Below are 22,143 nucleotides of genomic sequence, written 5' to 3'. Positions count from 1 at the left end.
CGGAGACGCTATCTCCATCATGGTGAACAAAAGGTTAAGGCTCATGACCGACTTGTCGGACGGCCCTGTCGTCACCCGTTTCGCGCCCTCGCCGACCGGGTTTCTGCATATCGGCGGCGCACGCACGGCGCTGTTCAACTGGCTTTACGCGCGCGGCCGGGGCGGTCGCTTCCTGCTGCGGATCGAGGATACCGACCGCGCCCGCTCGACCCCCGAGGCGACGGCCGCGATCCTGAAGGGGCTGACCTGGCTCGGTCTCGACTGGGACGGCGAGGCAGTCAGCCAGTTCGAGCGCGCGCCCCGTCATGCCGAGGTCGCACGGGAAATGCTGGCAAACGGCACCGCCTACAAGTGTTTCGCGACCCAGGACGAGATCGAGGCCTTTCGCGAGGCCGCGCGCGCCGAGGGCCGCTCGACGTTGTTCCAGAGCCCGTGGCGCGAGGCCGACCCGGCCACCCATCCCGATGCCCCCTATGTGATCCGGCTGAAGGCGCCCCGCGAGGGCGTGACGGTGATCGAGGACAAGGTGCAGGGCAATGTGAAGATCGCCAACGACCAGCTCGACGACATGGTGATGCTGCGCTCGGACGGCACGCCCACCTACATGCTGGCAGTGGTGGTCGACGATCACGACATGGGCGTGACCCATGTGATCCGGGGCGACGACCACCTCAACAACGCCGCCCGGCAGATGCAGATCTACCACGCCATGGGCTGGCCGGTGCCGGTCTGGGGGCATATCCCGCTGATCCACGGGCCGGACGGAAAGAAGCTTTCGAAACGCCATGGCGCGCTCGGGGTCGAGGAATATCAGGCCATGGGCTACCCGGCCGCCGCCATGCGCAACTATCTCGCCCGGCTCGGCTGGTCGCATGGCGATGACGAGTTCTTCACCGACGACCAGGCCAGGGCCTGGTTCGCGCTGGAGGGAATCGGGCGCTCTCCGGCCCGGCTCGACTTCAAGAAGCTCGAGAACCTTTCGGGGCGGCATCTGGCGGCGTCGGAAGATGCTGCACTCCTGCAAGAAGTGGCGGATTATCTGGCCGCAACGAAACAACCGCCGCTTTCGACCGCGCAGCAAGAGGGTTTTGCACGCGCCCTGCCCTGCCTCAAGCAAAGCGCGAAGAACATCCCGCAACTTCTTGAAAAGGCACATTTCATTCTGGGCGAGCGGCCATTCGAACCGGATCAGAAAGCGGCAAAATCTCTCGATGATGTATCCCGTGGTATACTGGCAGAATTGACGCCGCAGCTGCAAAGTGCTAGCTGGACGCGTGACGCACTCGAGGCGGCCGTGACCGGAGTTGCCGAGGCCCATGGCATCGGTCTCGGCAAGTTGGCCCAACCGCTTCGCGCCGCACTTGCCGGGCGGACGGTTACGCCCAGTATCTTTGATATGATGCTTGTCATCGGCCGGGAGGAAACGCTTGCCCGGCTGGCTGACAGCCAGGGCTGAGGCATCCCCGCCGAAAGCCCTCTGCACGCCACCGACCGGCGCCGCGAACAGGGAGCGCGGCCCGGTCTCTCAAGAAGAGGGACTTTTATGGATGACAGCAAGAAATCTGCGACACTGACCCTGGGGGAAACCTCGCTCGAACTGCCGGTCCTGAGCCCGAGCTCCGGGCCCGACGTGGTCGATATCCGCAAGCTCTACGGCCAGATGGGGATCTTCACCCACGATCCGGGCTTCACCTCGACCTCGTCCTGCGAAAGCAAGATCACCTTCATCGACGGCGACAAGGGCGAACTTCTGCATCGCGGCTACCCGATCGACCAGCTTGCCGAGAAATCCCACTTCCTCGAAGTCTGCTACCTGCTGCTCTACGGCGAATTGCCGACCGCGCCCCAGCTTGAGGATTTCGAGAACCGCGTCACCCGCCACACCATGGTGCATGAACAGATGCACCGCTTCTTCACCGGGTTCCGCCGCGACGCCCACCCGATGGCGGTCATGGTGGCCGTGGTCGGCGCCATGTCGGCCTTCTATCACGACTCGACCGACATCTCGGACCCCTGGCAGCGCGAGGTCGCCTCGATCCGGCTGATCGCCAAGGTGCCGACCATCGCGGCGATGGCCTACAAGTATTCGATCGGCCAGCCCTTCATCTATCCGCGCAACGATCTCGACTATGCCTCGAACTTCCTGCGCATGTGCTTTGCCGTGCCCTGCGAGGAATACGAGGTCGACCCGATCCTGACCCGCGCGATGGACCGGATCCTGACGCTCCATGCCGATCACGAGCAGAACGCCTCGACCTCGACGGTGCGTCTGGCCTCGTCCTCGGGCGCGAACCCCTTTGCCTGCATCGCGGCCGGGATCGCGTGCCTCTGGGGCCCGGCCCATGGCGGCGCCAACCAGGCCTGTCTGGAAATGCTGCGCGAGATCGGCACCGTCGACCGCATCCCGGAATTCATCGCCCGCGCCAAGGACAAGAACGATCCGTTCCGCCTGATGGGCTTCGGCCACCGGGTCTACAAGAATTTCGACCCGCGCGCCAAGGTGATGAAGCAATCCGCCGACGAGGTGCTGGAGCTGCTGGGCATCGAGAACAACGAGACCCTGAAGGTCGCGATGGAGCTCGAGAAGATCGCTCTGGAGGACGAGTATTTCGTTTCGAAGAAGCTCTACCCGAATGTCGATTTCTACTCGGGCATCATTCTCGACGCGATGGGCTTCCCGACCTCGATGTTCACGCCGATCTTCGCGGTCAGCCGCACCGTCGGCTGGATCTCGCAATGGAAGGAAATGATCGCCGATCCGACGATGAAGATCGGCCGTCCGCGCCAGCTTTACACCGGCGCCACCCGCCGCGACTACGTGGATGTCGAAGACCGGCGCTGAGCGCCCCGGCCGTCACCGAAACACAGGACCCGCAGGCCGATGCCTGCGGGTCCGTTTCATTTCGGGTTCATCTCGGGGCGCCGGACGCCCGGCGGGGTCCGGTTACTTGGTCAGGATACCCGCACCGGCCCCAATCGCGGCACTGGTCCCCACATCGTTGCCGGTCGCTGCACCAACGCCAGCGCCCAGCACGCCGCCGGTCAGTGCGCGTTCGCCGTAGCTTTCGCCGCACCCCGCCAGCAAGGCGGCGCCAAGAAGCGAAACGGCGGTGATCGTATGAAGACGGGTCATGGCGGATCCTTTCCCTTGGGTCATTTGCCCTGCCCAACGCACGGCTTGCCCGTCCCGTTCCATCGCCGCACGGAGCCGGGCCTCGCCTCGGCAAGGACCGGCCGACCGCCCCCGTCTCAGCAGCCCTCGAACCGGGCCTTGCGCTTCTCGAGAAAGGCCAGCACGCCCTCCTTGAAGTCGCGCGAGGCACCGCAGCGGCCCTGCAGTTCGGCCTCCAGCGACAGCTGGGTCTCGAAATCGTTCGAGACCGAGCGCCGCAGCGCGGTCTTGAGATTGGCGTAAGCCACGGTCGGCCCAGAGGCCAGCTGCGCCGCCCGGGCGCGCCAGTGGGCCTCGAACCCGTCCTCGGGCACGGCCTCCCAGATCATGCCCCACTCGGCCGCCTGACGCGCCGGGACGGGTTCGGCGAAAAGGGCCGCCCCCATCGCGCGGGCAAAGCCCACCTGCCGGGGCAGCCAGTAAGTGCCGCCCGCATCGGGGATCAGCCCGATGCGGGTAAAGGCCTGCACGAAAACCGCAGCCTCGGAGGCGATGACCACATCGGCGGCCAGCGCCAGATTGGCCCCGGCCCCGGCGGCGGCGCCGTTGACCGCCGCGATCACCGGCACCGGACAGTCGATGATGGCGTTCAGCATCGGTTCGTATTCGTCCCGCAGCGTGCGCTCGATGTCGATATTGGCGATGTTGGCACCGTCGCCCAGGTCCTGCCCCGAACAGAAGGCCCGGCCCGCGCCGGTCAGTACCACGACCCGCGCCGCCTGCCCCGCCGCGCGCATCGCATGGGCGATCTCGGCCCGCATCTGCGCGCTGAGCGCATTCATCACCTCGGGCCGGTTCAGCGTCACCACCGCCAGCCCGTTCGTGCAGTCAAATCCGATGGTCTTGTAATCCGTCACGGCAGTATCCTCCCCTTGCCCGGTCTCCGGTCAGACTAGCGGCAGCGCGCCCGGGGAAAAGGGAGACGCGAGGTCAGCGCCTCACTTGCCGAGGATCTCTTTCAGCCGCGCCTCTTCCTCGGGGCTCAGCGCCTCCGAGCCCGCATCGCGCCCGGCCCGGCGTCCGCGAATGTAGAAAACGGCCGCGCCCAGCCCCAGTACCAGCATCAGCGGCCCTGCGATGTACAGCACGAGGTTCGAGCCGGTGGCGGTGGGTTTCAGCAGGACGTATTCGCCATAGCGGTCGACCAGATAGTCGACGACCTCGGTATCGCTGTCGCCCGCCGCGATCCGCTCGCGCACCAGAATCCGAAGGTCGCGCGCCAGATCGGCGTTGGAATCGTCGATGCTTTCGTTGCGGCAGACGAGACAGCGGATGCCCTTCGAGATCTCGCGGGCGCGGGCCTCTTCGGCCGGGTCGGCCAGCATCTCGTTCGGTTCGACCGCCTTCAGCGGCCCGCTTAGCAGCGGGGTCAGGCTCAGGGCCAGCAGAAGGGCAGAGATCAGCGCGGGACGGGGCATCGGCATCCTCATTCGGCGGGCTGGGGCAGCACGGGGCCGCGATCCTTGCGCGCCCCGGCGGCAACGCGGACCCGGCGATCGGAAAGGCTGAGAAGCCCGCCCAGCGCCATCACGATGGCCCCCATCCAGATCCAGTTGGCGAAGGGCTTGATATAAGTGCGCACCGCCCAGCCGCCGTCCTGCTGCGGATCGCCGATGGCGACATAAAGATCGCGCAGAAACCCGCCGTCGATGGCCGCCTCGGTCGTGGGCATGCCCGCGACCGGGTAGACCCGCTTTTCGGGATGCATTTCTGCGATCTGCTTGTCGCCGCGCCAGACGCTCATGGTGGCGGTGGTCGAGATGTAGTTCGGGCCTTCCAGCTTCTGCACCCGGTCCAGCCGGAAGCCGTAGCCGCCCAGGTCATAGCGCTCGCCGATCTGGGCCACGCGAATGTCTTCCTGGTTCCAGGCCAGCATCGCGGAAATGCCGATCATGGTGATCCCGAGCCCGGCATGCGCGACCGCCTTGCCCCAGTCGGCCCGCGGCAGCCGCGCAAGCCGCCCGGCCCGGACCAGAAGCCCCTTGCCTCGCCCGGCGCGCATCAAAAGATCGACGAGGGCGCCTGCGATCAGCCAGATGCCAAGCGCCACGCCGACGGGACCCAGCGCGCTGCGACCGGTCTGCATCGCCCAGATCAGGGCACCAAAGGCAACCGCCAGTACCGCCGCGGGAAGCACAGTCCTGGCCGCACGGCCCAGCCGCGCCCGCTTCCAGGGCAGGATCGAGCCCAAAGGCAGCAGCAAGGCCAGCGCCACCATGAAGGGCGTGAAGGCCATGTCGAAGAAGGGCGCGCCGACCGAGAGCTTGCGGTCGAAGGCCATCTCGGCGACCAGCGGCCAGATCGTGCCGACGAATACGACCAGCGCAGCGACCGCCAGCAGGATATTGTTGAAGACCAGCGCCGATTCCCGGCTGATCGAGCCGAAGACGCCCTTGGCCTCCATCGCGCTGGCACGTACCGCAAACAGCGTCAGCGCGCCGCCCATGAAGACCAGCAGGATCATCAGCAGGAAGACGCCGCGCTCGGGGTCGTTGGCGAAGGCATGGACGCTGGTGATGATGCCCGAACGGGTGATGAAGGCCCCGACCAGCGAGAAGCCGAAGGCGACGATGGACAGAAGGATCGTCCAGCTCTTCAGCGCCTCGCGCTTCTCGACCACGATCGCGGAATGCAGCAATGCTGCGGCGATGAGCCAGGGCATGAAAGAGGCGTTCTCGACCGGGTCCCAGAACCAGAAGCCGCCCCAGCCCAGTTCGTAATAGGCCCACCAGGACCCCAGCGCGATGCCGACGGTCAGGCAGATCCAGGCTGCGAGCGTCCAGGGCCTGACCCAGCGCCCCCAGGCGGCATCGACACGGCCCTCGATCAGGGCGGCGACCGCGAAGGAGAAGCAGATCGAAAGCCCGACATAGCCGAGATAGAGGAAGGGCGGATGAAAGGCGAGGCCGGGATCCTGCAGCAGCGGGTTCAGGTCCTGGCCGTCGAAGGGCGCCTCGGGCAGGCGCTCGAACGGGTTCGAGGTGAACAGGATGAAGGCGTAGAAGGCCGCGCCGATGGCCCCCTGAACCGCCAGCACCCGCGCCTTCAGACCGGGCGGCAGGCCGCCGCCGAACCAGGCCGCGAGCGCGCCGTAAAACGCCACGATCAGCACCCAGAGCAGCATCGAGCCCTCGTGATTGCCCCACACGCCCGACACCTTGTAAAGCATCGGCTTCAGCGTGTGCGAGTTATCGACCACGACCCGAAGCGAGAAATCCGAGACCACGAAAGCGTAGGTCAGTACCCCGAAGCTGAAGGCGGTCAGCAGGAACTGCGCGATGGCGGCCGGTTCGGCCATCGCCATCCAGCCGCTCCAGCCCTTGTGAGCGCCGATCAAAGGAATGATCGCCTGCACCAGGGCAATGGCGAAGGCGAGGGCGAGGGCAAAGTGGCCGAGCTCGATAACCATGCCGCTGTCTTACCCGGCCGGCGCGACTGCGCCAATGGGTTTTGCGTCGCGCCCCCCGGAGCCTTACGCAATCGTGAGCCCCCTGGAGGCGCGGCGCGCGGCTGAACGAGTACGATCCGCGCCAGCGGCGGCGCGCGCCGAACCGCCGCGAATGCCCGGATCAGACCGCAGCCGCCGACAGGACGCGCGTCTCCGGACGATCCGGGCCCGCGCTCAAAGCCCTGCCCTCCAGTCCTCCAGCGCCGGGTTCGGCCCCTGCGACCGCGGCATCGTGCCACTGTTTTGCAGGCCGGCAGGCTCGGCCCTCCCCGCGTCGGCCCCCACATCGGACCCCGCATCGGACAAGACGCGCAACTGCTGCAGATTGCGCGCCACCACCGGCGCCATCGCCATCGTTCCGGCGATAGAGCGCTGGAACTCCTGCCCCTTGGCCTGATAGCGCGCGCCGAAATAGAAGCTGATGATCGCCCCCATCAACCACCAGAGCGGCTCTGGCACCAGCGCCATGCCCTGCATCCGCGCCGCGAACCAGACCGGATCGACCATTGCCGAGACGGCCAGCCCCACCGTGCCCAGGGCCATCAGCGGGCGCGGCAGGCGGTTGGCGCCGTCAATCAGACGGTCGAAGGTCGTCGCGCGCGGCTGCGCGAACTCATGGGAGAATTCCTCCAGAACCGCGCGCCGCAACTCGAGATCGCGCCTGTCGGCCGCCTCGGCATTGACGCGGAACAGCTCGGCCGCCTCTCGGATCGCGGTCGGTCCGCCGGAAAACAGCATGCCCAGAACCCCGTTCATCATCCCCATCCCGCGACCCTCTCGCGATGCTCTTCCTCGCTCAGCCGATAGCGCGGCGAGATGAATTCCTCGGCCCGGAGGATCCAGCCGCCCTTGCCTCCGTCGCGGCGGCAGGCATATTTCCGACTGGCCGGGCGGCGGTCTGCCAGCGCGTAATAGTAGTTGCGCCGGGCGATGCCATAGGCATCGGCGATATGCCCCGGTGCAGCCTCGGCCGCGATGCGCGCCGCATGCACCGTCTCTGGGCCGACCGACCCGTCGACCGCGCAGGGCTGGTCCATCTCGTTCAGCAGGCGCTGCAGGATCCGCACCGCATTGGCGCCCGCATTCACATACATGTCGAAGACGGACGGATGCAGCAGCTCGGGCAGCGCGTCGAGCCTGGGACGTCGGAAATAATGCTCGATGTAGATCGCGGCCGCCCGCCCGGGATCGAGCCCCCGGACATCGTCGGTATCGACCCGCCCATCGCCGGTCAGGTCGAGCCCGAGCCGCCTGAGCGTGCCGAGCGTGACCCCATGCTTGGTCGGCCCGCCCGGATCGTCGGGATCGTCGACAAAGCCCCCCTCGCGCAGGACGATCTCCTGCGCCAGCTGTTCAACTGTCTTCATGACGGAATCTCCCCCGCTTCACATCGGAACCGGGGGAGATTGGGTCACAAAGGTTAGGGTCGGGCTTAGCTGCCGCTCGCGCCCTCAACCTTCGGGTCACGATAGACGCCCTGCTCCTTCAGCGCGTCGACCACTTCCTTCGGCATGTAGCTTTCGTCATGCTTGGCAAGGATCTCGCGCGCCTCGAACACACCGTCGACCAGACGCCCGGTGCCGATCATGCCCTGGTTCTCCTTGAACAGATCGGGCAGCACGCCGGTATAGGTGACGGGCACGCTGGCGCCGCCATCGGTGACATTGAAGCGGATGGTCTCGCCCTGCCCGCGCTTCAGCGTCCCGGCCTCGACCAGGCCGCCGATGCGGAAGGTCTCGGTCGGCGGCGGCGGCGCCTCGGTCACCTGGCTCGGCGAGCGGAAGAAGTTGATGCCGTCGCGCATCGCATAGCCGATCAGCCCGGTCGACAGCCCCAGAGCCACGAAGGCCAGAACGATGATCTGTATCCGCCGTCTCTTCTTCAATCCGCGCATCTTGCGTTCTCCCTCAGGGGAAGCAGGGGGCCAGCATCAGGCCGGTTTCCTCGGCGATCCCGAGCATCAGGTTGGCATTCTGCAGCGCTTGCCCTGACGAGCCCTTGGTCAGGTTGTCGAGCGCCGCGATCACCATGGCCCGGCCCGGTCGCCGGTCCGCAACAACGCCGAGATGCACGAAGTTCGAGCCGCGGATATGCCGGGTCGAGGGATGCTCGCCGAAGGGCAGGACCTGAAGGAAGATTTCATCGCCATAGGCCTTTGCCAAGGTGGCGTGAATGTCGCGGGCCTCGCCCCTGACATAGACGGTGGCCAGAATTCCCCGGTTGGCGGGGATCAGATGCGGGGTGAACTGCACCTCGACCGGCCGCCCGGCGATCTTCGAGAATTCCTGGTCGAACTCGCCCAGATGCCTGTGAATACCGCCTGCCGAATAGGCATGGAAGCCTTCCGACAGCTCGGCATGAAGCAGGTTCTCCTTCAGCGCCCGGCCCGCCCCCGAGACCCCGGCCTTGAGATCGATCACAATCTCGTCAAGGTCGATCACGCCCGCCTCGATCAGCGGCCGCAGCGCATATTGCCCGGTCGCGGCGTTGCAGCCGGTGCCCGCCACCAGCCGGGCGCGGCGAATCTCGTCACGATAGAATTCGGTGAGGCCATAGACGGCCTCCTTCTGCAGCTCGACCGCAGAATGGGGCTTGCCATACCATTTTTCATAAGCAGCCGGGTCGCGCAGCCGGAAATCGGCCGAGAGATCGACGACCTTCAGATCGCGGGGCAGCTCCCGGATCACAGCCTGGCTGGTCGCATGCGGCAGCGCGCAGAAGGCCAGATCGACGGAGCCGAAGTCGATCTCCTCGATCTTCACCAGATCGGGCAGGTCGAGATGGCGCAGATGGGGAAACACCGACGCCATCGCCATGCCGGCCTTTCGCTCGCCCGACAAGGCGGTGATGCGAAGCTCGGGATGGGTCGCGATCAGCCGAACGAGCTCTGCCCCGGTATAGCCCGAGGCGCCGAGGATGGCGACGGATTGTGTCATGGCTTCTGCCCCTGCCGGAAAACGGACCCGCAAGATGCGGGCCCGGCGTTCTTACCTGTCGCGGGGGGCCGAACGCAAGAGAGGGACGATCCCCGCTCAGGCAGCCTTCCGCGCGCTCTGGCGGTTGCGCAGCAGCGCCGCCGCACCCAGGGCCGAAAGCAGCAGCAGACCGCCCGCGGGCAGCGGAACGGGTGCGATGTCGGACCCGCCGGCACTGCCATCCTCATAGGACACCGAGCCCTTGCCATAGGTCGGGCGGATCCAGACATAGACGGTCTCGAGCGTCTTGCCGAAATCGAGTTTCAGATCGGTGCTGGTCGTGTTCGATCCGCTATAGGGATCGTAGCTCAGCGCCCAGTCGCCGCCGGCATAGCCGCATTCGAGGCAGTCGCCCCAGGTGCCATCCCAGTCCTGGCGACCGTCTTCGCGGGTGGACCACTTGATGTAGCCGCCCCAATTCGTATAGCCAACGGCGCTGTCATCGATCGAGAAGGACAGCGAGAGATCGCTGATATCGTTCAGAGTCAGCCGGATTTCCTTACTGCCATCCAGCGTGATCGTGGCGGCGGACGCAGCCCCGCCCATAGCGAAGGTTGCCGCAAGGGCAGCCGCGGCAAGTACAGGTTTCATTCCATTCCCCAAGATATAATACAGGCTCGCCTTAGCATAATCCCAAGATTTTCCAAGCCCTTATTTCCCGGGGACCATGGAAACAAGGTGTTTCCGGGCCCTTCTGCGCGCTCGTGACGCGGCAGGAAAGACCGCACCGGTTGCGGGCGCGGTTCAGGCGGACCGAAACGCGATCCGCCTGCGCAGGAACTGGGTTGCCTTGTCCGACACGAAGCCCGGATCGCCAGTGGTCAGGAACATGGTCTCGGTGCCCGGCCCCTGCATCTCGGGATGCCGGCCCAGATAGTCGGCAAGGCTCTCGGCGACCAGATTGGCCTGGGAATAGACCCTGACCCCCTCGCCCAGCGCCTCCTGGAAGACGTCCTGCAGGAGCGGATAATGGGTACAGCCGAGGATCGCGGCCTCGGGATGCGGCATCCGCCGCTTCAGCGCCTCGACATGGGAGCGCACCAGCGCCTCGGCCAGCATCTCGTCCCCCGCCTCGATCGCATCGACAAGCCCGCCGCAGGGCTGGGCCTCGACATCGACACCGATGGCGCGGAAGGCCAGTTCGCGCTGGAAGGCGCGGCTGGCCACGGTCGCGGGCGTCGCGAACAGCGCGACATGCTTGACCGCGACCTCGCGCGGCGGAGAGTTGTCGCCCCATTGCCGCTCGGTCAGCGCCTCGATCAGCGGCACGAAGACCCCCAGCACCCGCTTGTCCTTCGGCACCCAGCTTTCCTGCATCCGCCGCAGCGCGGCGGCCGAGGCCGTGTTACAGGCGAGAATCGCAAGATCGCAGCCCGCATCGAACAGACGCGAAACCGCTGCGGTGGTCAGCTTGTAGACATCCTCGGCATCGCGGATGCCATAGGGTGCATGGGCGTTGTCGCCGAAATAGACGAAGGGCATATCGGGCAGTCTGCGCGACACCGCGTCCAGAACCGTCAGACCGCCAAGTCCGGAATCGAAGACACCAACCGCCATGCTCTCATGCCCTGCGTTTCTGATCGAATTCGCAGCCGCAATCGAATGGCTTCGATGGCTGCGGAAACAACTCATAGGTCGAGTTGCAGGGAAAATCCATCATCGCTTTGACATCGCCCGAGGGCGTACAGACGCAGCCGCCCGCACGCGGCTCTCGGGCGGGCCTCTCCGACGGACCGGCGCCAGTCGCGGCCTTTGCCGGGGCGGATGGCGAAGGCTGAAACCGGCGAGATCCACCTTCCCCACCGCCCGCCCTGACGCGGCGCCGCGCAACACGGCCCGCTCTTCCCGCCATATCCTGCGGGCGAGACGGCGCCCGCCCGGGCCGACAAGCGGACAAAGCACAGCCGCGACCGGCCTCGGCCCGCGCCGCTACTCGGCGGCCGTGTCGAGCGCCGCCCCGCCCGCCCGAATCTCGGCAAGAAGCGCCCCCCGCCGGTCTTCGGCCAGCCGTTCGGCCTCGGCCCTGACCGGCCCGAAGCCGCGCACCGACAGCGGCAGTTCGGCCAGTGCCGTCGCCGCCGCAAGCGTCGCGGGCGAGAGCCGCGCCAGAACCTCCTCCATATCGGCCTCGTAGCGCCGGATCGCCGCGCGTTCGCGCCGCCGTTCCTCCTGCCAGCCGAACGGATCCAAGGGCGTGCCGCGCAACCGCCTGAGCGCCGCAAGCACCCGGAAGCCCCGTTCCATCCATTGCCCGAAGGCGCGTTTCTTCGGGCGGCCATCCGGGCCGCTTCCCCTGAGGAAGGGCGGCGCAAGATGCCAGGTGATCTCGAAATCGCCCTCGAATTCGGCGCGCGCCCTCGCGGCAGTGTCCAGATGCAGCCGGGCGACCTCGTATTCATCCTTGTAGGCCAGAAGCTTGTGATAGCCCTTCGCGACGGCAGCGCGCAGGACCGGGTCCTCGAAGCGCCCGACCATCCGGCGATAGCGCCGGGCCAGCCGCTCCGACTGATAGGCCCGCAGATGCGCCTCGCGGAAGGCGATCCGTTCATGAAGCGCGCGGGGCTTCGCGACGGCCCCTGAGGCCAGCGCCCGGTCCGCGGCGGCGGGCTCGGCCGCGGCCCAGCGCCCGATCTCGAAGGCGCGCCGGTTGCCCGCGACACCCGCGCCGTTCAGCTCGATCGCCCGCTCGATGGCCTCATGCGAGAGCGGGATCAGCCCCTGCTGCCAGGCGGCGCCGGTGACGATCATGTTGGTGTAGATCGTGTCGCCCATCAGCCGCCGTGCCAGTTCGGTCGCATCGAAAAGCTGCAGCCGGTCCTTCAGTCGAGCCTTCAGCGCCAGTTCCAGCCGGTCCGAGGGCACCCGGAATTCCGGATCGCGGGTGAAGGCGCCGGTCACGATGTCATGGCTGTTGACCACGGCCCCGGTGCGGCCCGGCGTCATCAGCCCGACGGTCCTGGCCCCCGCCGTCACCACCAGATCGCCACCGATCACCGCATCGGCCTCGCCGGCCGCAACCCGGATCGCCGAGATGTCTTCGGGCCGCGCGGCGATCCGGCAGTGGATATGGACCGCGCCCCCCTTCTGGGCGAGCCCGGCCATCTCCATCATCCCCGCGCCCTTGCCGTCGACATGGGCGGCCATGGCCAGGATCGCGCCGATGGTCACGGCGCCGGTGCCGCCAACCCCGGTAATGACCAGGTTCCAGGTGCCCTCGATCGCGGGCAAGACGGGCGCGGGCAGCGCACCGATCTCGACCTCGGCCGAAGCCTGTCTGCGCGGCCGCGCCCCCTTCAGCGTCACGAAAGAGGGGCAGAAGCCGTTGAGGCAGGAGAAATCCTTGTTGCAGGCCGACTGATCGATGGCGCGCTTGCGGCCCAGTTCGGTCTCGACCGGCACGATGGCCACGCAATTCGACTGCAGCCCGCAATCGCCGCAGCCCTCGCAGATATCGGTATTGATGAAGACCCGCCTGTCGGGATCGGGGAAGGCCCCCTTCTTGCGGCGCCGGCGCTTCTCGGCGGCACAGGTCTGGACATAGACCAGCGCGGTCACGCCCGCGATCCCGGACAGCCGCTTCTGCACCGCCATCAGATCCGCGCGCGGCTGGCTGGCAACCCCGGCCGGAAAGCCCTTAGGGTCGAGATCTTCCTTCTCGTCATAGACGACCTCGACCCGCGCCACCCCGGCCGCCAGCAATTCGTCGACGATCTGGCGCGCGGTCAGGCCGCCATCATTGCCCTGCCCGCCGGTCATGGCGACCGCGTCATTATAGAGGATCTTGTAGGTGATATTGACGCCCGCCGCGATGGCGGCATGGATCGCGAGCCGCCCCGAATGGTTGTAGGTGCCATCGCCCAGGTTCTGGAACACGTGGCCCCGTGTCGAGAACGGCGCCTCGCCGATCCAGTTCGCCCCCTCGGCCCCCATATGGGTGAAGCCGCTGGTGTCGCGATCCATCCACAGCGCCATGATATGGCAGCCGATCCCGGCATAGGCGCGCCCGCCCTCAGGCACCCGGGTCGAGCTGTTATGCGGACAGCCCGCGCAGAAATAGGGAAGCCGGGCCGCCAGGTCCTCGGCATTGTCGGCGCGCCGCGCCGCGCGGATGCGCTCAAGCGCGGCCTGGAGCCGGTCGCTGCCGCGCCCCTCCTCGATCAGGATCCGGCCCAGCGTATCGGCGATCATCACCGGGTCGAGCGCGTAGCGGGTCGGGAACAGCTCTTCGCCGCGATCATTCTTCCAACCATAGATCCGGCGACCGCGTCGGTCATGGAAGATCGCCTCCTTGGCCTGCACCTCGATCAGCTTGCGCTTTTCCTCGACGGTGACGATCAGATCGAGCCCTTCCGAGAATTCGGCAAAGCCCGTCATGTCCAGCGGCCAGACCTGCCCCACCTTGTAGGTCGAAATCCCCAGCCGCTCGGCCTCGGCCTCGCCGATCCCCAGCAGATCCAGCGCATGGACCAGATCGAGCCAGGTCTTGCCCGCCGCCACCAGCCCGATCTTCGCCCCCGGCCTGCCCCAGACCCGCCGGTCGATGCGGTTGGCGCGGGCGAAGGCCTCGGCCGCAAAGCGCTTGTGATCGATCATGCGCGCCTCCTGCGTCACCCAGTGATCGTTCAGCCGGATGTTCAGCCCCCCCGGCGGCAGCGGATAATCGGGAGACACCACCTGCATCCGCCCGGGGCGGCCATCGACGACCGAGGTCACCTCGACCGTGTCCTTCATCACCTTCAGCCCGACCAGCACTCCGGCAAAGCGCGACAGGGCATAGCCGTAGATCCCGTAATCGAGGATCTCCTGCACGCCCGCGGGCGAGAGCACCGGCACATAGGCATCGACCATCGCCCAGTCGGACTGGTGGCAGGTGGTCGAGGATTCGCCGGTATGATCGTCGCCCATCGCCAGCAGCACCCCGCCCCGGGCCGAGGTTCCGGCAAGATTGGCATGGCGGATCGCGTCGCCCGAGCGGTCGACCCCCGGCCCCTTGCCGTACCAGAGCCCGAACACCCCGTCCCGCGCCCCCTCGCCCCTCAGCTCGGCCTGCTGCGTCCCCCAAAGCGCGGTCAGCGCCAGATCCTCGTTCAGCCCGGGCTGAAACAGCACCCCCGCCGCCCCGAGCTCGGCCTGCGCCCGCATCATCTGCAGATCGACCGCACCCAGCGGCGAACCGCGATAACCGGTGACATAGCCGCCGGTGTTCAGCCCCGCGGCCCGGTCGCGCGCGGCCTGCATCAGCATCAGACGGACCAGCGCCTGCGTTCCGTTCAGCAAAATCGTGGGTTTCGACAGATCGTAACGGTCCTGAAGGCGGACATCGGCTCTGGTCATGGCGCCCCTCCCCTGGCGTCTGTTTGGACCAGCTTAGGTCAAGCTATGTGACCTACAAAATGAAATCGGCGGCACTTCCCGTTTGCAAACCCGGATCGGCGCCCTGTAGGTAATGGCCGAAACCGGAATACCGGCCTTGCGGGAATTGCATGATGGATTGGGACAAGCTCAGGATATTTTATGCGGTCGCCGACGCGGGCAGCCTGACCCATGCCGGCGAAAGCCTGCATCTGTCCCAGTCGGCCGTGTCGCGTCAGATCAGGGCGCTCGAAGAAAGCCTCGGCTCGACGCTCTTCCACCGCCATGCCCGCGGACTGATCCTGACCGAACAGGGCGAATTGCTTTTCGATGCGACCTCTGCCATGGCACGGCGTCTCGACACTGCGGTCGCGCGCATCCGCGACAGCGTCGAGGAGGTCTTCGGCGAGCTTCGGGTGACCACGACCACCGGCTTCGGCTCGCTCTGGCTCGCCAAGCGGCTGCCGATCCTCTATCAGCGCTATCCCGAGCTCAAGATCGACCTGATGCTGGAAGAGCAGGTGCTCGACCTGCCGATGCGCGAGGCCGATGTCGCGATCCGGATGAAGGAGCCGAGTCAGGCCGACCTGATCCGGCTCCGGCTGATGAACATCAAGATGCGGCTTTATGCGACCAGGTCCTATCTCGAGGCGCGCGGAACCCCCGCAACGCCCGAGGATCTCTCGGATCACCGGCTGATCTGCCAGAATACCTCCTCGGCCCAGGTCGCGGCCGGTGCGCGCCTCGTGCGCGAGCTCATGACCTACAACATCCCCTCGACGCTGACCGTGAACAACTATTTCGGCGTGCTGCAGGCGGTTCTGAACGGGCTCGGCATCGGCGTGCTGCCTGACTACGTGACCGAGGACCATCCGCATCTGGTGCGGGTGCTCGACGACATCGAATCGCACGACGTGCCGGTTTTCCTCGCCTATCCAGAGGAATTGCGCGCCTCGCGCCGGATCGCCGCCTTCCGCGAATTCATCACCGAGCAGATCATGGAGAAGCGGCAGCGCGACAAGGACATGCCGTAAATCCGAGATATGCACCATGCGCATGGCGCATATGCTACCCTGCGGCAAGTTTGGGGTTGAACCAACGCGACAGGGTTCATACTTCCTAGGACGAAGACGGAAGCACCGCTTCTGTCTTTACCTCCCTGTTGGACTTGGGCCGAGCTTAGTGCTCGGCCTTTTTTTTGCGCCTTCCGCAGTTGCCGCATTTTCGTGCAAGCTGACGCAGCGTCCGCATCCGATATCACCACGAACCGGATAGCAACAGCGGCCGATCTCCCCGAGATCCATCGCGTCACGCCCCGAATCGACGCCGCCGCCCTCCGTCAAGATCGCTCCCGGGCCCATCCGCCCTCTTCCCACTACCGCTCTCCTGTCGTAGGACGGCGACAAACTGCCCGAGGGGAACCAGACCGCCATGGACGAGCCGCAGATCACCGAGGACCTCATCGCCGCGCACGGGATCAAGCCGGACGAATACGACCGTATCCTGCAGCTTCTGGGCCGGGAGCCGAGCTTCACCGAACTCGGCATCTTCTCGGCGATGTGGAACGAGCACTGCTCTTACAAGTCGTCGAAGAAATGGCTGCGTACCCTGCCCACCGAAGGGCCCCAGGTGATCTGCGGCCCCGGCGAGAATGCGGGCGTCGTCGATATCGGCGACGGTCAGGCCGTGGTGTTCAAGATGGAGAGCCACAACCACCCCTCCTATATCGAGCCCTATCAGGGCGCGGCCACCGGCATGGGCGGCATCCTGCGCGATGTCTTCACCATGGGCGCGCGGCCCGTCGCGGCGATGAACGCGCTCAGCTTCGGCCAGCTCTCCCATCCGAAGACGCGGCAGGTCGTGCATGGCGTGATCGAGGGGATCGGCGGCTACGGCAACTGCTTCGGCGTGCCGACCGTGGGCGGCGAGGTCCGCTTCCATCCCGCCTATGACGGCAACTGCCTCGTCAACGCCTTCGCCGCCGGTCTGGCCGATGCCGACAAGATCTTCTACTCGGCCGCCTCGGGCGTCGGCATGCCCGTCGTCTATCTGGGCGCCAAGACCGGCCGCGACGGCGTCGGCGGCGCCACCATGGCCTCGGCCGAATTCGACGAGGGCATCGAGGAGAAACGCCCCACCGTCCAGGTCGGCGACCCCTTCACCGAAAAGCGCCTGATGGAGGCCTGTCTGGAACTGATGGCCACGGGCGCGGTGATCTCGATCCAGGACATGGGCGCCGCCGGTCTGACCTGTTCGGCCGTCGAGATGGGCGACAAGGGCGATCTGGGGGTGCGGCTGGATCTCGACCGCGTGCCCTGCCGCGAGCCCAACATGACCGCCTATGAGATGATGCTGTCGGAATCCCAGGAACGGATGCTGATGGTGCTGCGCCCCGAGAAGGAGGCCGAGGCCAAGGCCATCTTCGACAAATGGGATCTCGACTTCGCCATCGTCGGCGAAACCATCGCCGAGGACCGTTTCCTGATCGTTCATGGCGGCGAGGTGCGGGCCGATTTGCCCCTGAAGGCGCTGTCGGGCAATGCCCCGGAATATGACCGCCCCTGGGTTGCGACGCCAGCCCCGGCACCGATGGACGACGTGCCCGGCATCGACCCGATCGACGCGCTCAAGGCGCTGATCTCGTCGGTGAACTACTGTTCCCGGCAATGGGTCTATGAACAATATGACAGCCAGGTCATGGCCGACACCGTCATCCGTCCGGGCCTCGGCGCCGGGGTGATCCGGGTACATGGCACCGGAAAGGCGCTGGCCTTCACCTCGGACGTCACGCCCCGCTATGTGCGCGCCAACCCCGTCGAGGGCGGCAAGCAGGCCGTGGCCGAGGCGTTCCGCAATCTCTGCGCAGTGGGCGCACGGCCGCTGGCCAGCACCGACAACATGAATTTCGGCAATCCCGAAAAGCCCGAGATCATGGGCCAGTTCGTCGGGGCGATCGAGGGGATCGGCGCGGCCTGCATCGCGCTCGACATGCCGATCGTCTCGGGCAATGTCTCGCTTTACAACGAGACCGATGGCGAGCCGATCCTGCCGACGCCGACCATCGGCGCGGTCGGGCTTCTGGACAGCCTCGACGATCTGATCGCGGGCGTCCCGGCCGAGGGCCAGCTGGCCCTGCTGATCGGCGAGAGCGCGGGACATCTTGGACAATCGGCCCTGCTTTACGAGGTCTTCAACCGCGAAGACGGCGACGCGCCCGTGGTCGATCTCGAGGCCGAGCGCCGGAACGGCGACTTCGTCCGCGCCAATCGCGCCTTGATCTCGGCGGCAACCGACCTTGCCGATGGCGGGCTCGCGCTCGCGGCCTTCGAGATGGCCGAGGCGGGCGGGATCGGCATCAGCCTCGACATGGCCGATACCCCGCTGCTCTTCGGCGAGGATCAGGGCCGCTACCTGATCGCGGTCGGCTTCGACGCGGCCGAGGCGTTGATGGTCGAGGCCGCCAGGGCCGGCGTGCCGCTGACGACTGTGGGCCGCTTCGGCGGCGATCAGGTCTCCTTCGGGGGCCAGTCGGCGCCGCTCTCCGATCTGATTGCCCTCTATCGCTCGGCCTTCGCCGAAGCGCTGGCCTGAGCCCCAGCCGGACGGGACAGGACGACTGCGCAGGGGCGCGCGGGGCCGCAAGGCGCTGCGCCCCGATGGCCGCGGCGCCCGCGCCGCGGCTGACGGCTTGCAGCCGGACGCCCTCGCCTCTACATCTTGTTCGGCAAGCAGAAAGGACGCCCGCCCATGGCGATCACGCCCGAAGAAATCGAAAGCCTGATCCGCGAGAAGTTTCCCTCCGCGAAGATCACCATCACCGACATTGCCGGCGACGGGAACCATTATGCGGCCGAGGTGATCGACGAAAGCTTCCGTGGGATGAACCGCGTTCAGCAGCACCGCGCCGTCAACGCCGCGCTCAAGGCGCAGATGGAGGGCTCCAACGGGGCGCTGCATGCGCTTGCGCTGACCACCAAGGCCCCGGACTGACCGATGCAGGGCCGAGCGGCGCAACATTGACCGCCGCAGGGCTCCGGACGCCCGCACCAGACGCAACAGGGGCCACCACCCGCCCCCCAAGCACACAGGACAGCAGATCATGACCGACGCCGCCAAGGACCGCATTCAGAAAACGATTTCCGAAAATGACGTGGTGCTTTACATGAAAGGCACCAAGGCCGCGCCGCAATGCGGCTTTTCCAGCCGGGTCGCGGGCGTTCTGAACTTCATGGGCGTCGACTATGCCGATGTGAACGTGCTGGCCGACGAGGAAATCCGCCAGGGCATCAAGGATTTCTCGGACTGGCCGACGATCCCGCAGCTTTACGTCAAGGGCGAATTCGTCGGCGGCTGCGATATCGTCACCGAAATGACCCTCTCGGGCGAGCTCGACAAGCTCTTCGACGACAAGGGGGTCACCTATTCCAAGGACGCCGCCGACAAGATCCGCGCAGCGAACGCCTGAGGCCGCTGCCATGATCAGGGCGCGCCTGTGGTACGGTCCGGCCGGGGACCGGCTGCCGCCCGAGCGTATGGCGCAATATCTGCGCGGGCCGCTGGCCTGTACGCTCGGCCTGCGCGAATGCAATCTCGACGGGGCCTGGCATTCGGAGATCCAGCTGACCGCGCCGGTCCCGGCGCGGCTTTATCTCGAACGCGGCCCCGAGGTCTCGGGAGAGGCCGGCGATCTGGTCAGCCGGCTTCCGGCCAGCGCGCCGCCCGCGCTGGCGCGGCGGCTCGCCCGCTGTACCGCGAGGCTCGTCGTGTCCGACCCCGCACCGGACACGCCCTTCGCGCCCGCCGCGCCGCTGTCGCGCAGCGTGCTGCTGCCGCTTGCCTTCGCGATCGACGCCATCGTCGAGGATACCGAGGCCGGACGGCTGTCATTCTTCGCGCCGCCTGCCGCGCCGCGGGTGCCGCTGACCGCGCGGATCGGACGTCTGCTGTCGGAGCTCTCCGAGCTCATGCGCCCGCGCCGACACCCGTCCTGACCGGCCGAATGAAAAACGCCCGGCCTGCCAGGGGCCGGGCGTTTCCTTGAAGCCGCCTTGCCTGCCGGGGCGCGATCACGCCCCCGCCAGCTTGTCCTCGACCTGCGCCGCCAGGGCCTCGGCCCGCGCCGCGAGATCGGCGAGGCTCTCGCCGACAGAGGGCGGAATGACCGGCACCTCGATCCGCTCGGGCTCCGGGCGCGGCGCGGTCTCCATCGCCTCGATCCGGGCGGAGGCCTCGGCAAGCTTCGCCTCGAGCCCCTTCAGGCGTTCCTCGAGCCCGACCGTCTTGTCGGCCAGCATCAGCCCCGACATCAGCAAAAGCCGCGCCTCGGGCAAACGGCCATTCTGTTCGGACAGCATCGAGGCCTCGGCATCGAGCGTCCGGGCCGCAGCCGCCAGATAGGGCTCTTCGCCGGGCTGGCAGGCCACCTCGAAGCTGCGCCCGCCGATGATGATCTCGATATTAGGCATGCGCGACCCCTTCCTCGGCGACGGGCATCAGTTCGGCGAGGATCGCGTCGATCTCGGCCCTGTCGCTGGCGCGCAGCGCGGTCAGCGCCTCGAGCTCCGCAAGCAGCGCGGCGTCGATCGCGGCCGGATCGCCCAGCCCCTGGGCATTGGCCTCGCGCAGCGCCACGCTGGTCTCGCGCAGCTTGGCATTCACCGCCCTCAGCCGGTCGACATCGGCCTCGGCCGCCTCGGCCCGCGCGGTCAGATCGGCCGCCCGCTGTTCAAGCCGCGCCACCTGGGTTTCCTGGCGTTCCTGGATCGCCTTGACCCGCTCGTTCAGCTGCGCATTGACACCGCGCTCGGTCTCGAGCGCCTCGCGCAGCTTGTCGAGTTCCGCGGCATCCGCACTCTCCTCGGCATCGCCGCCCGAACCAAGCGCATCGAGCCCCTGCCCGATGCGGTCAAGCGCCGCGACGATCCGGCGCTCCAGTTCCACGATATCGCTCATCTCCGCCTGCTCTCCGGCCTGTCTTGTCCGGGCCCTGTCGCAGCCGCATTCCGAATCGCGGTGGCGGGCCATTGCCGGAAGTGTATCGCAAGGCGCGGCGGAATGCGCCCCCCCGAGACGACCGCCGGGGCCCCGGATCCGGCCCGCGCCTGTCGGCGCGACCGGACGTTCAGCCGAACTTTGCGACCAGCCGGTCCCGCACCCCCGGGGTCACGAAGCTCGACACATCGCCGCCCAGCCGGGCGATTTCCTTCACGAGCTTCGAGGCAATCGCCTGACGCCTGGCGTCGGCCATCAGGAACACCGTCTCGACACTGGCATCGAGCGCCCGGTTCATGCCCACCATCTGGAATTCATATTCGAAATCGGCGACCGCCCGCAGCCCGCGCAGGATCATCGTGGCACCGACATCCCGGGCACAGTCGATCAGCAGGTTCTCGAAAGGATGAACCACGATCTCGGTCCCCGACCGCTCGCCCAGCGCCGCGCATTCGCTCTCGATCATCTCGACCCGCTCTTCCAGCGAGAACAACGGTCCCTTGTCGCGGTTGATGGCGACGCCGATCACAAGCCGGTCGACCAGCGCACAGGCCCGGGTGATGATGTCGATATGGCCAAGCGTCACCGGGTCGAACGTCCCGGGATAGAGACCGATGCGCATCGGGAAACCTCCTCCACATTCCCGGCGCACGCAACATTATTATCGCTCATTTTGCAAGCGCAGCATGGGCTTGGCCGACGTTTTTCGGCGCGTCGCGGGCCTAGTAGCCCTTGATCATGCCTTCGAGCGCTTCCTTTTCCATCGACAGTTCCGAGAGCCTCGCCTTGACCACGTCGCCGATCGAGATGATCGCCACCATCCGCCCATCCTCGAGGACCGGCATGTGCCGGAACCGGCCTTCGGTCATGCGCGCCAGCACCACATCGGCCCCGTCCTCGAGCGCGCAGAACTGGATGCGGCGGGTCATGATCGTCGTCACCGGCTCTGTCAGGCATTTCGGCCCGCAGCGCCCCAGCTCGCGCACGATGTCGCGTTCCGACACGATCCCCTCTATCCGCTCACCGCTGTCGCTGCCACTGACCACAAGCGATCCGATACGGCGGGCCGACAGCTCGGCTGCGGCATCGGCCACCGAGGTCTCGGGCGGGATCGTCGCTACCCCCGGCACCAGCTTCTCGCGCAGGATCTGATGAACTTGCATGCTCTCCTCCCCAGGATGGCGGCTTTGCCTGACCCAGCGTCA

Annotated in this window: 22 protein-coding genes; 7 read left to right on the top strand and 15 right to left on the bottom strand. The window is 66.8% G+C overall.

The window, feature by feature from the left end; translation table 11 throughout:
* Positions 1-43 precede the first annotated feature (43 nt).
* Both gltX and gltA read left to right on the top strand, forming a co-directional pair.
* A complete protein-coding gene (gltX, locus tag B5V46_RS07500; protein WP_080616022.1) occupies positions 44-1,456 on the top strand; it encodes a glutamate--tRNA ligase in 1,413 nt (470 codons plus the stop codon).
* Positions 1,457-1,543: 87 nt separating this feature from the next.
* Positions 1,544-2,842, top strand: a complete 1,299-nt coding sequence (gene gltA / locus B5V46_RS07495) for a citrate synthase (protein WP_080616021.1) — start codon at positions 1,544-1,546, stop codon at positions 2,840-2,842.
* 102 nt (positions 2,843-2,944) lie between these two features.
* On the opposite strand, the gene B5V46_RS07490 is transcribed toward gltA, so the two are convergent.
* The 11 genes from B5V46_RS07490 to B5V46_RS07440 all read right to left on the bottom strand — a co-directional run bounded on the left by B5V46_RS07490 (position 2,945) and on the right by B5V46_RS07440 (position 14,929).
* Positions 2,945-3,133, bottom strand: coding sequence for a hypothetical protein (locus B5V46_RS07490; protein ID WP_075785690.1), 189 nt, complete (start codon positions 3,131-3,133; stop codon positions 2,945-2,947).
* A 116-nt stretch (positions 3,134-3,249) separates the two neighbouring features.
* On the bottom strand, positions 3,250-4,029 hold the full coding sequence (locus B5V46_RS07485; RefSeq protein WP_080616020.1) for an enoyl-CoA hydratase-related protein: 780 nt from the start codon (positions 4,027-4,029) through the stop codon (positions 3,250-3,252).
* A gap of 81 nt (positions 4,030-4,110) precedes the next feature.
* Entirely contained in the window at positions 4,111-4,590 is a 480-nt protein-coding gene (locus B5V46_RS07480; protein WP_080617983.1) for a cytochrome c-type biogenesis protein, read from the bottom strand.
* Positions 4,591-4,598: 8 nt separating this feature from the next.
* Positions 4,599-6,581: a heme lyase CcmF/NrfE family subunit gene (locus B5V46_RS07475; RefSeq protein WP_080616019.1), complete on the bottom strand. Its 1,983-nt coding sequence runs from the start codon at positions 6,579-6,581 to the stop codon at positions 4,599-4,601.
* Positions 6,582-6,794: 213 nt separating this feature from the next.
* The gene (locus tag B5V46_RS07470; protein WP_196774372.1) at positions 6,795-7,385 is read right to left on the bottom strand and encodes a holin family protein; all 591 of its coding nucleotides are present in this window, start codon (positions 7,383-7,385) and stop codon (positions 6,795-6,797) included.
* The gene (locus B5V46_RS07465; RefSeq protein ID WP_080616018.1) at positions 7,376-7,987 is read right to left on the bottom strand and encodes a holin-associated N-acetylmuramidase; all 612 of its coding nucleotides are present in this window, start codon (positions 7,985-7,987) and stop codon (positions 7,376-7,378) included. The genes B5V46_RS07470 and B5V46_RS07465 overlap by 10 nt, the downstream gene beginning before the upstream one ends.
* A 65-nt stretch (positions 7,988-8,052) precedes the next feature.
* Positions 8,053-8,514 (bottom strand): cytochrome c maturation protein CcmE, encoded by a 462-nt coding sequence (gene ccmE / locus B5V46_RS07460; RefSeq protein WP_080616017.1) that lies wholly within the window; start codon positions 8,512-8,514, stop codon positions 8,053-8,055.
* 13 nt (positions 8,515-8,527) lie between these two features.
* Positions 8,528-9,556: an N-acetyl-gamma-glutamyl-phosphate reductase gene (gene argC / locus B5V46_RS07455; RefSeq protein ID WP_080616016.1), complete on the bottom strand. Its 1,029-nt coding sequence runs from the start codon at positions 9,554-9,556 to the stop codon at positions 8,528-8,530.
* Positions 9,557-9,652: 96 nt separating this feature from the next.
* Complete coding sequence (locus B5V46_RS07450; protein WP_080616015.1) at positions 9,653-10,186, bottom strand: VPLPA-CTERM sorting domain-containing protein; 534 nt, start codon at positions 10,184-10,186, stop codon at positions 9,653-9,655.
* Between the two features lie 153 nt (positions 10,187-10,339).
* Positions 10,340-11,152 (bottom strand): glutamate racemase, encoded by an 813-nt coding sequence (gene murI, locus B5V46_RS07445; RefSeq protein WP_080616014.1) that lies wholly within the window; start codon positions 11,150-11,152, stop codon positions 10,340-10,342.
* Positions 11,153-11,524: 372 nt separating this feature from the next.
* Positions 11,525-14,929, bottom strand: a complete 3,405-nt coding sequence (locus B5V46_RS07440; RefSeq protein WP_080616013.1) for an indolepyruvate ferredoxin oxidoreductase family protein — start codon at positions 14,927-14,929, stop codon at positions 11,525-11,527.
* Between the two features lie 152 nt (positions 14,930-15,081).
* Between B5V46_RS07440 and B5V46_RS07435 the strand changes: the two genes are divergently transcribed.
* The 5 genes from B5V46_RS07435 to B5V46_RS07415 all read left to right on the top strand — a co-directional run bounded on the left by B5V46_RS07435 (position 15,082) and on the right by B5V46_RS07415 (position 19,938).
* Complete coding sequence (locus tag B5V46_RS07435; protein WP_080616012.1) at positions 15,082-15,981, top strand: LysR family transcriptional regulator; 900 nt, start codon at positions 15,082-15,084, stop codon at positions 15,979-15,981.
* 397 nt (positions 15,982-16,378) lie between these two features.
* Entirely contained in the window at positions 16,379-18,538 is a 2,160-nt protein-coding gene (gene purL / locus B5V46_RS07430; protein WP_080616011.1) for a phosphoribosylformylglycinamidine synthase subunit PurL, read from the top strand.
* Between the two features lie 156 nt (positions 18,539-18,694).
* The gene (locus B5V46_RS07425; RefSeq protein WP_042461347.1) at positions 18,695-18,937 is read left to right on the top strand and encodes a BolA/IbaG family iron-sulfur metabolism protein; all 243 of its coding nucleotides are present in this window, start codon (positions 18,695-18,697) and stop codon (positions 18,935-18,937) included.
* 109 nt (positions 18,938-19,046) lie between these two features.
* Positions 19,047-19,412 carry a Grx4 family monothiol glutaredoxin gene (gene grxD / locus B5V46_RS07420; RefSeq protein WP_080616010.1) on the top strand — a complete coding sequence of 122 codons (366 nt, stop codon included), beginning with the start codon at positions 19,047-19,049 and terminating at the stop codon, positions 19,410-19,412.
* A gap of 10 nt (positions 19,413-19,422) precedes the next feature.
* On the top strand, positions 19,423-19,938 hold the full coding sequence (locus B5V46_RS07415; RefSeq protein ID WP_080616009.1) for a hypothetical protein: 516 nt from the start codon (positions 19,423-19,425) through the stop codon (positions 19,936-19,938).
* 75 nt (positions 19,939-20,013) lie between these two features.
* On the opposite strand, the gene B5V46_RS07410 is transcribed toward B5V46_RS07415, so the two are convergent.
* The 4 genes from B5V46_RS07410 to B5V46_RS07395 form a co-directional block, all read right to left on the bottom strand.
* Positions 20,014-20,412, bottom strand: coding sequence for a cell division protein ZapA (locus tag B5V46_RS07410; RefSeq protein ID WP_080616008.1), 399 nt, complete (start codon positions 20,410-20,412; stop codon positions 20,014-20,016).
* On the bottom strand, positions 20,405-20,899 hold the full coding sequence (locus B5V46_RS07405; protein WP_080616007.1) for a hypothetical protein: 495 nt from the start codon (positions 20,897-20,899) through the stop codon (positions 20,405-20,407). Before B5V46_RS07405 ends, B5V46_RS07410 begins: the two co-directional genes overlap by 8 nt.
* 169 nt (positions 20,900-21,068) lie before the next feature.
* Positions 21,069-21,560, bottom strand: coding sequence for a pantetheine-phosphate adenylyltransferase (gene coaD, locus B5V46_RS07400; protein ID WP_080616006.1), 492 nt, complete (start codon positions 21,558-21,560; stop codon positions 21,069-21,071).
* Between the two features lie 100 nt (positions 21,561-21,660).
* Positions 21,661-22,101 (bottom strand): CBS domain-containing protein, encoded by a 441-nt coding sequence (locus B5V46_RS07395; protein WP_080616005.1) that lies wholly within the window; start codon positions 22,099-22,101, stop codon positions 21,661-21,663.
* Positions 22,102-22,143: the final 42 nt, after the last annotated feature.

This window comes from Rhodovulum sp. MB263, assembly GCF_002073975.1.
GTDB lineage: Bacteria > Pseudomonadota > Alphaproteobacteria > Rhodobacterales > Rhodobacteraceae > Rhodovulum.
This window is presented reverse-complemented; position numbering and strand designations above follow the sequence as displayed.

Excerpts from the sequence above, each read along its gene's own strand:
- B5V46_RS07395 (WP_080616005.1), bottom strand. The coding sequence starts at position 22,101 with ATGCAAGTTCATCAGATCCTGCGCGAGAAGCTGGTGCCGGGGGTAGCG.
- B5V46_RS07480 (WP_080617983.1), bottom strand. The coding sequence starts at position 4,590 with ATGCCCCGTCCCGCGCTGATCTCTGCCCTTCTGCTGGCCCTGAGCCTG.
- grxD (WP_080616010.1), top strand. The coding sequence starts at position 19,047 with ATGACCGACGCCGCCAAGGACCGCATTCAGAAAACGATTTCCGAAAAT.
- B5V46_RS07490 (WP_075785690.1), bottom strand. The coding sequence starts at position 3,133 with ATGACCCGTCTTCATACGATCACCGCCGTTTCGCTTCTTGGCGCCGCC.
- ccmE (WP_080616017.1), bottom strand. The coding sequence starts at position 8,514 with ATGCGCGGATTGAAGAAGAGACGGCGGATACAGATCATCGTTCTGGCC.
- B5V46_RS07415 (WP_080616009.1), top strand. The coding sequence starts at position 19,423 with ATGATCAGGGCGCGCCTGTGGTACGGTCCGGCCGGGGACCGGCTGCCG.
- B5V46_RS07405 (WP_080616007.1), bottom strand. The coding sequence starts at position 20,899 with ATGAGCGATATCGTGGAACTGGAGCGCCGGATCGTCGCGGCGCTTGAC.
- gltA (WP_080616021.1), top strand. The coding sequence starts at position 1,544 with ATGGATGACAGCAAGAAATCTGCGACACTGACCCTGGGGGAAACCTCG.
- coaD (WP_080616006.1), bottom strand. The coding sequence starts at position 21,560 with ATGCGCATCGGTCTCTATCCCGGGACGTTCGACCCGGTGACGCTTGGC.
- argC (WP_080616016.1), bottom strand. The coding sequence starts at position 9,556 with ATGACACAATCCGTCGCCATCCTCGGCGCCTCGGGCTATACCGGGGCA.
- B5V46_RS07475 (WP_080616019.1), bottom strand. The coding sequence starts at position 6,581 with ATGGTTATCGAGCTCGGCCACTTTGCCCTCGCCCTCGCCTTCGCCATT.
- B5V46_RS07450 (WP_080616015.1), bottom strand. The coding sequence starts at position 10,186 with ATGAAACCTGTACTTGCCGCGGCTGCCCTTGCGGCAACCTTCGCTATG.
- B5V46_RS07465 (WP_080616018.1), bottom strand. The coding sequence starts at position 7,987 with ATGAAGACAGTTGAACAGCTGGCGCAGGAGATCGTCCTGCGCGAGGGG.
- purL (WP_080616011.1), top strand. The coding sequence starts at position 16,379 with ATGGACGAGCCGCAGATCACCGAGGACCTCATCGCCGCGCACGGGATC.
- murI (WP_080616014.1), bottom strand. The coding sequence starts at position 11,152 with ATGGCGGTTGGTGTCTTCGATTCCGGACTTGGCGGTCTGACGGTTCTG.
- B5V46_RS07425 (WP_042461347.1), top strand. The coding sequence starts at position 18,695 with ATGGCGATCACGCCCGAAGAAATCGAAAGCCTGATCCGCGAGAAGTTT.
- B5V46_RS07440 (WP_080616013.1), bottom strand. The coding sequence starts at position 14,929 with ATGACCAGAGCCGATGTCCGCCTTCAGGACCGTTACGATCTGTCGAAA.
- B5V46_RS07470 (WP_196774372.1), bottom strand. The coding sequence starts at position 7,385 with ATGGGGATGATGAACGGGGTTCTGGGCATGCTGTTTTCCGGCGGACCG.
- B5V46_RS07410 (WP_080616008.1), bottom strand. The coding sequence starts at position 20,412 with ATGCCTAATATCGAGATCATCATCGGCGGGCGCAGCTTCGAGGTGGCC.
- B5V46_RS07435 (WP_080616012.1), top strand. The coding sequence starts at position 15,082 with ATGGATTGGGACAAGCTCAGGATATTTTATGCGGTCGCCGACGCGGGC.
- gltX (WP_080616022.1), top strand. The coding sequence starts at position 44 with ATGACCGACTTGTCGGACGGCCCTGTCGTCACCCGTTTCGCGCCCTCG.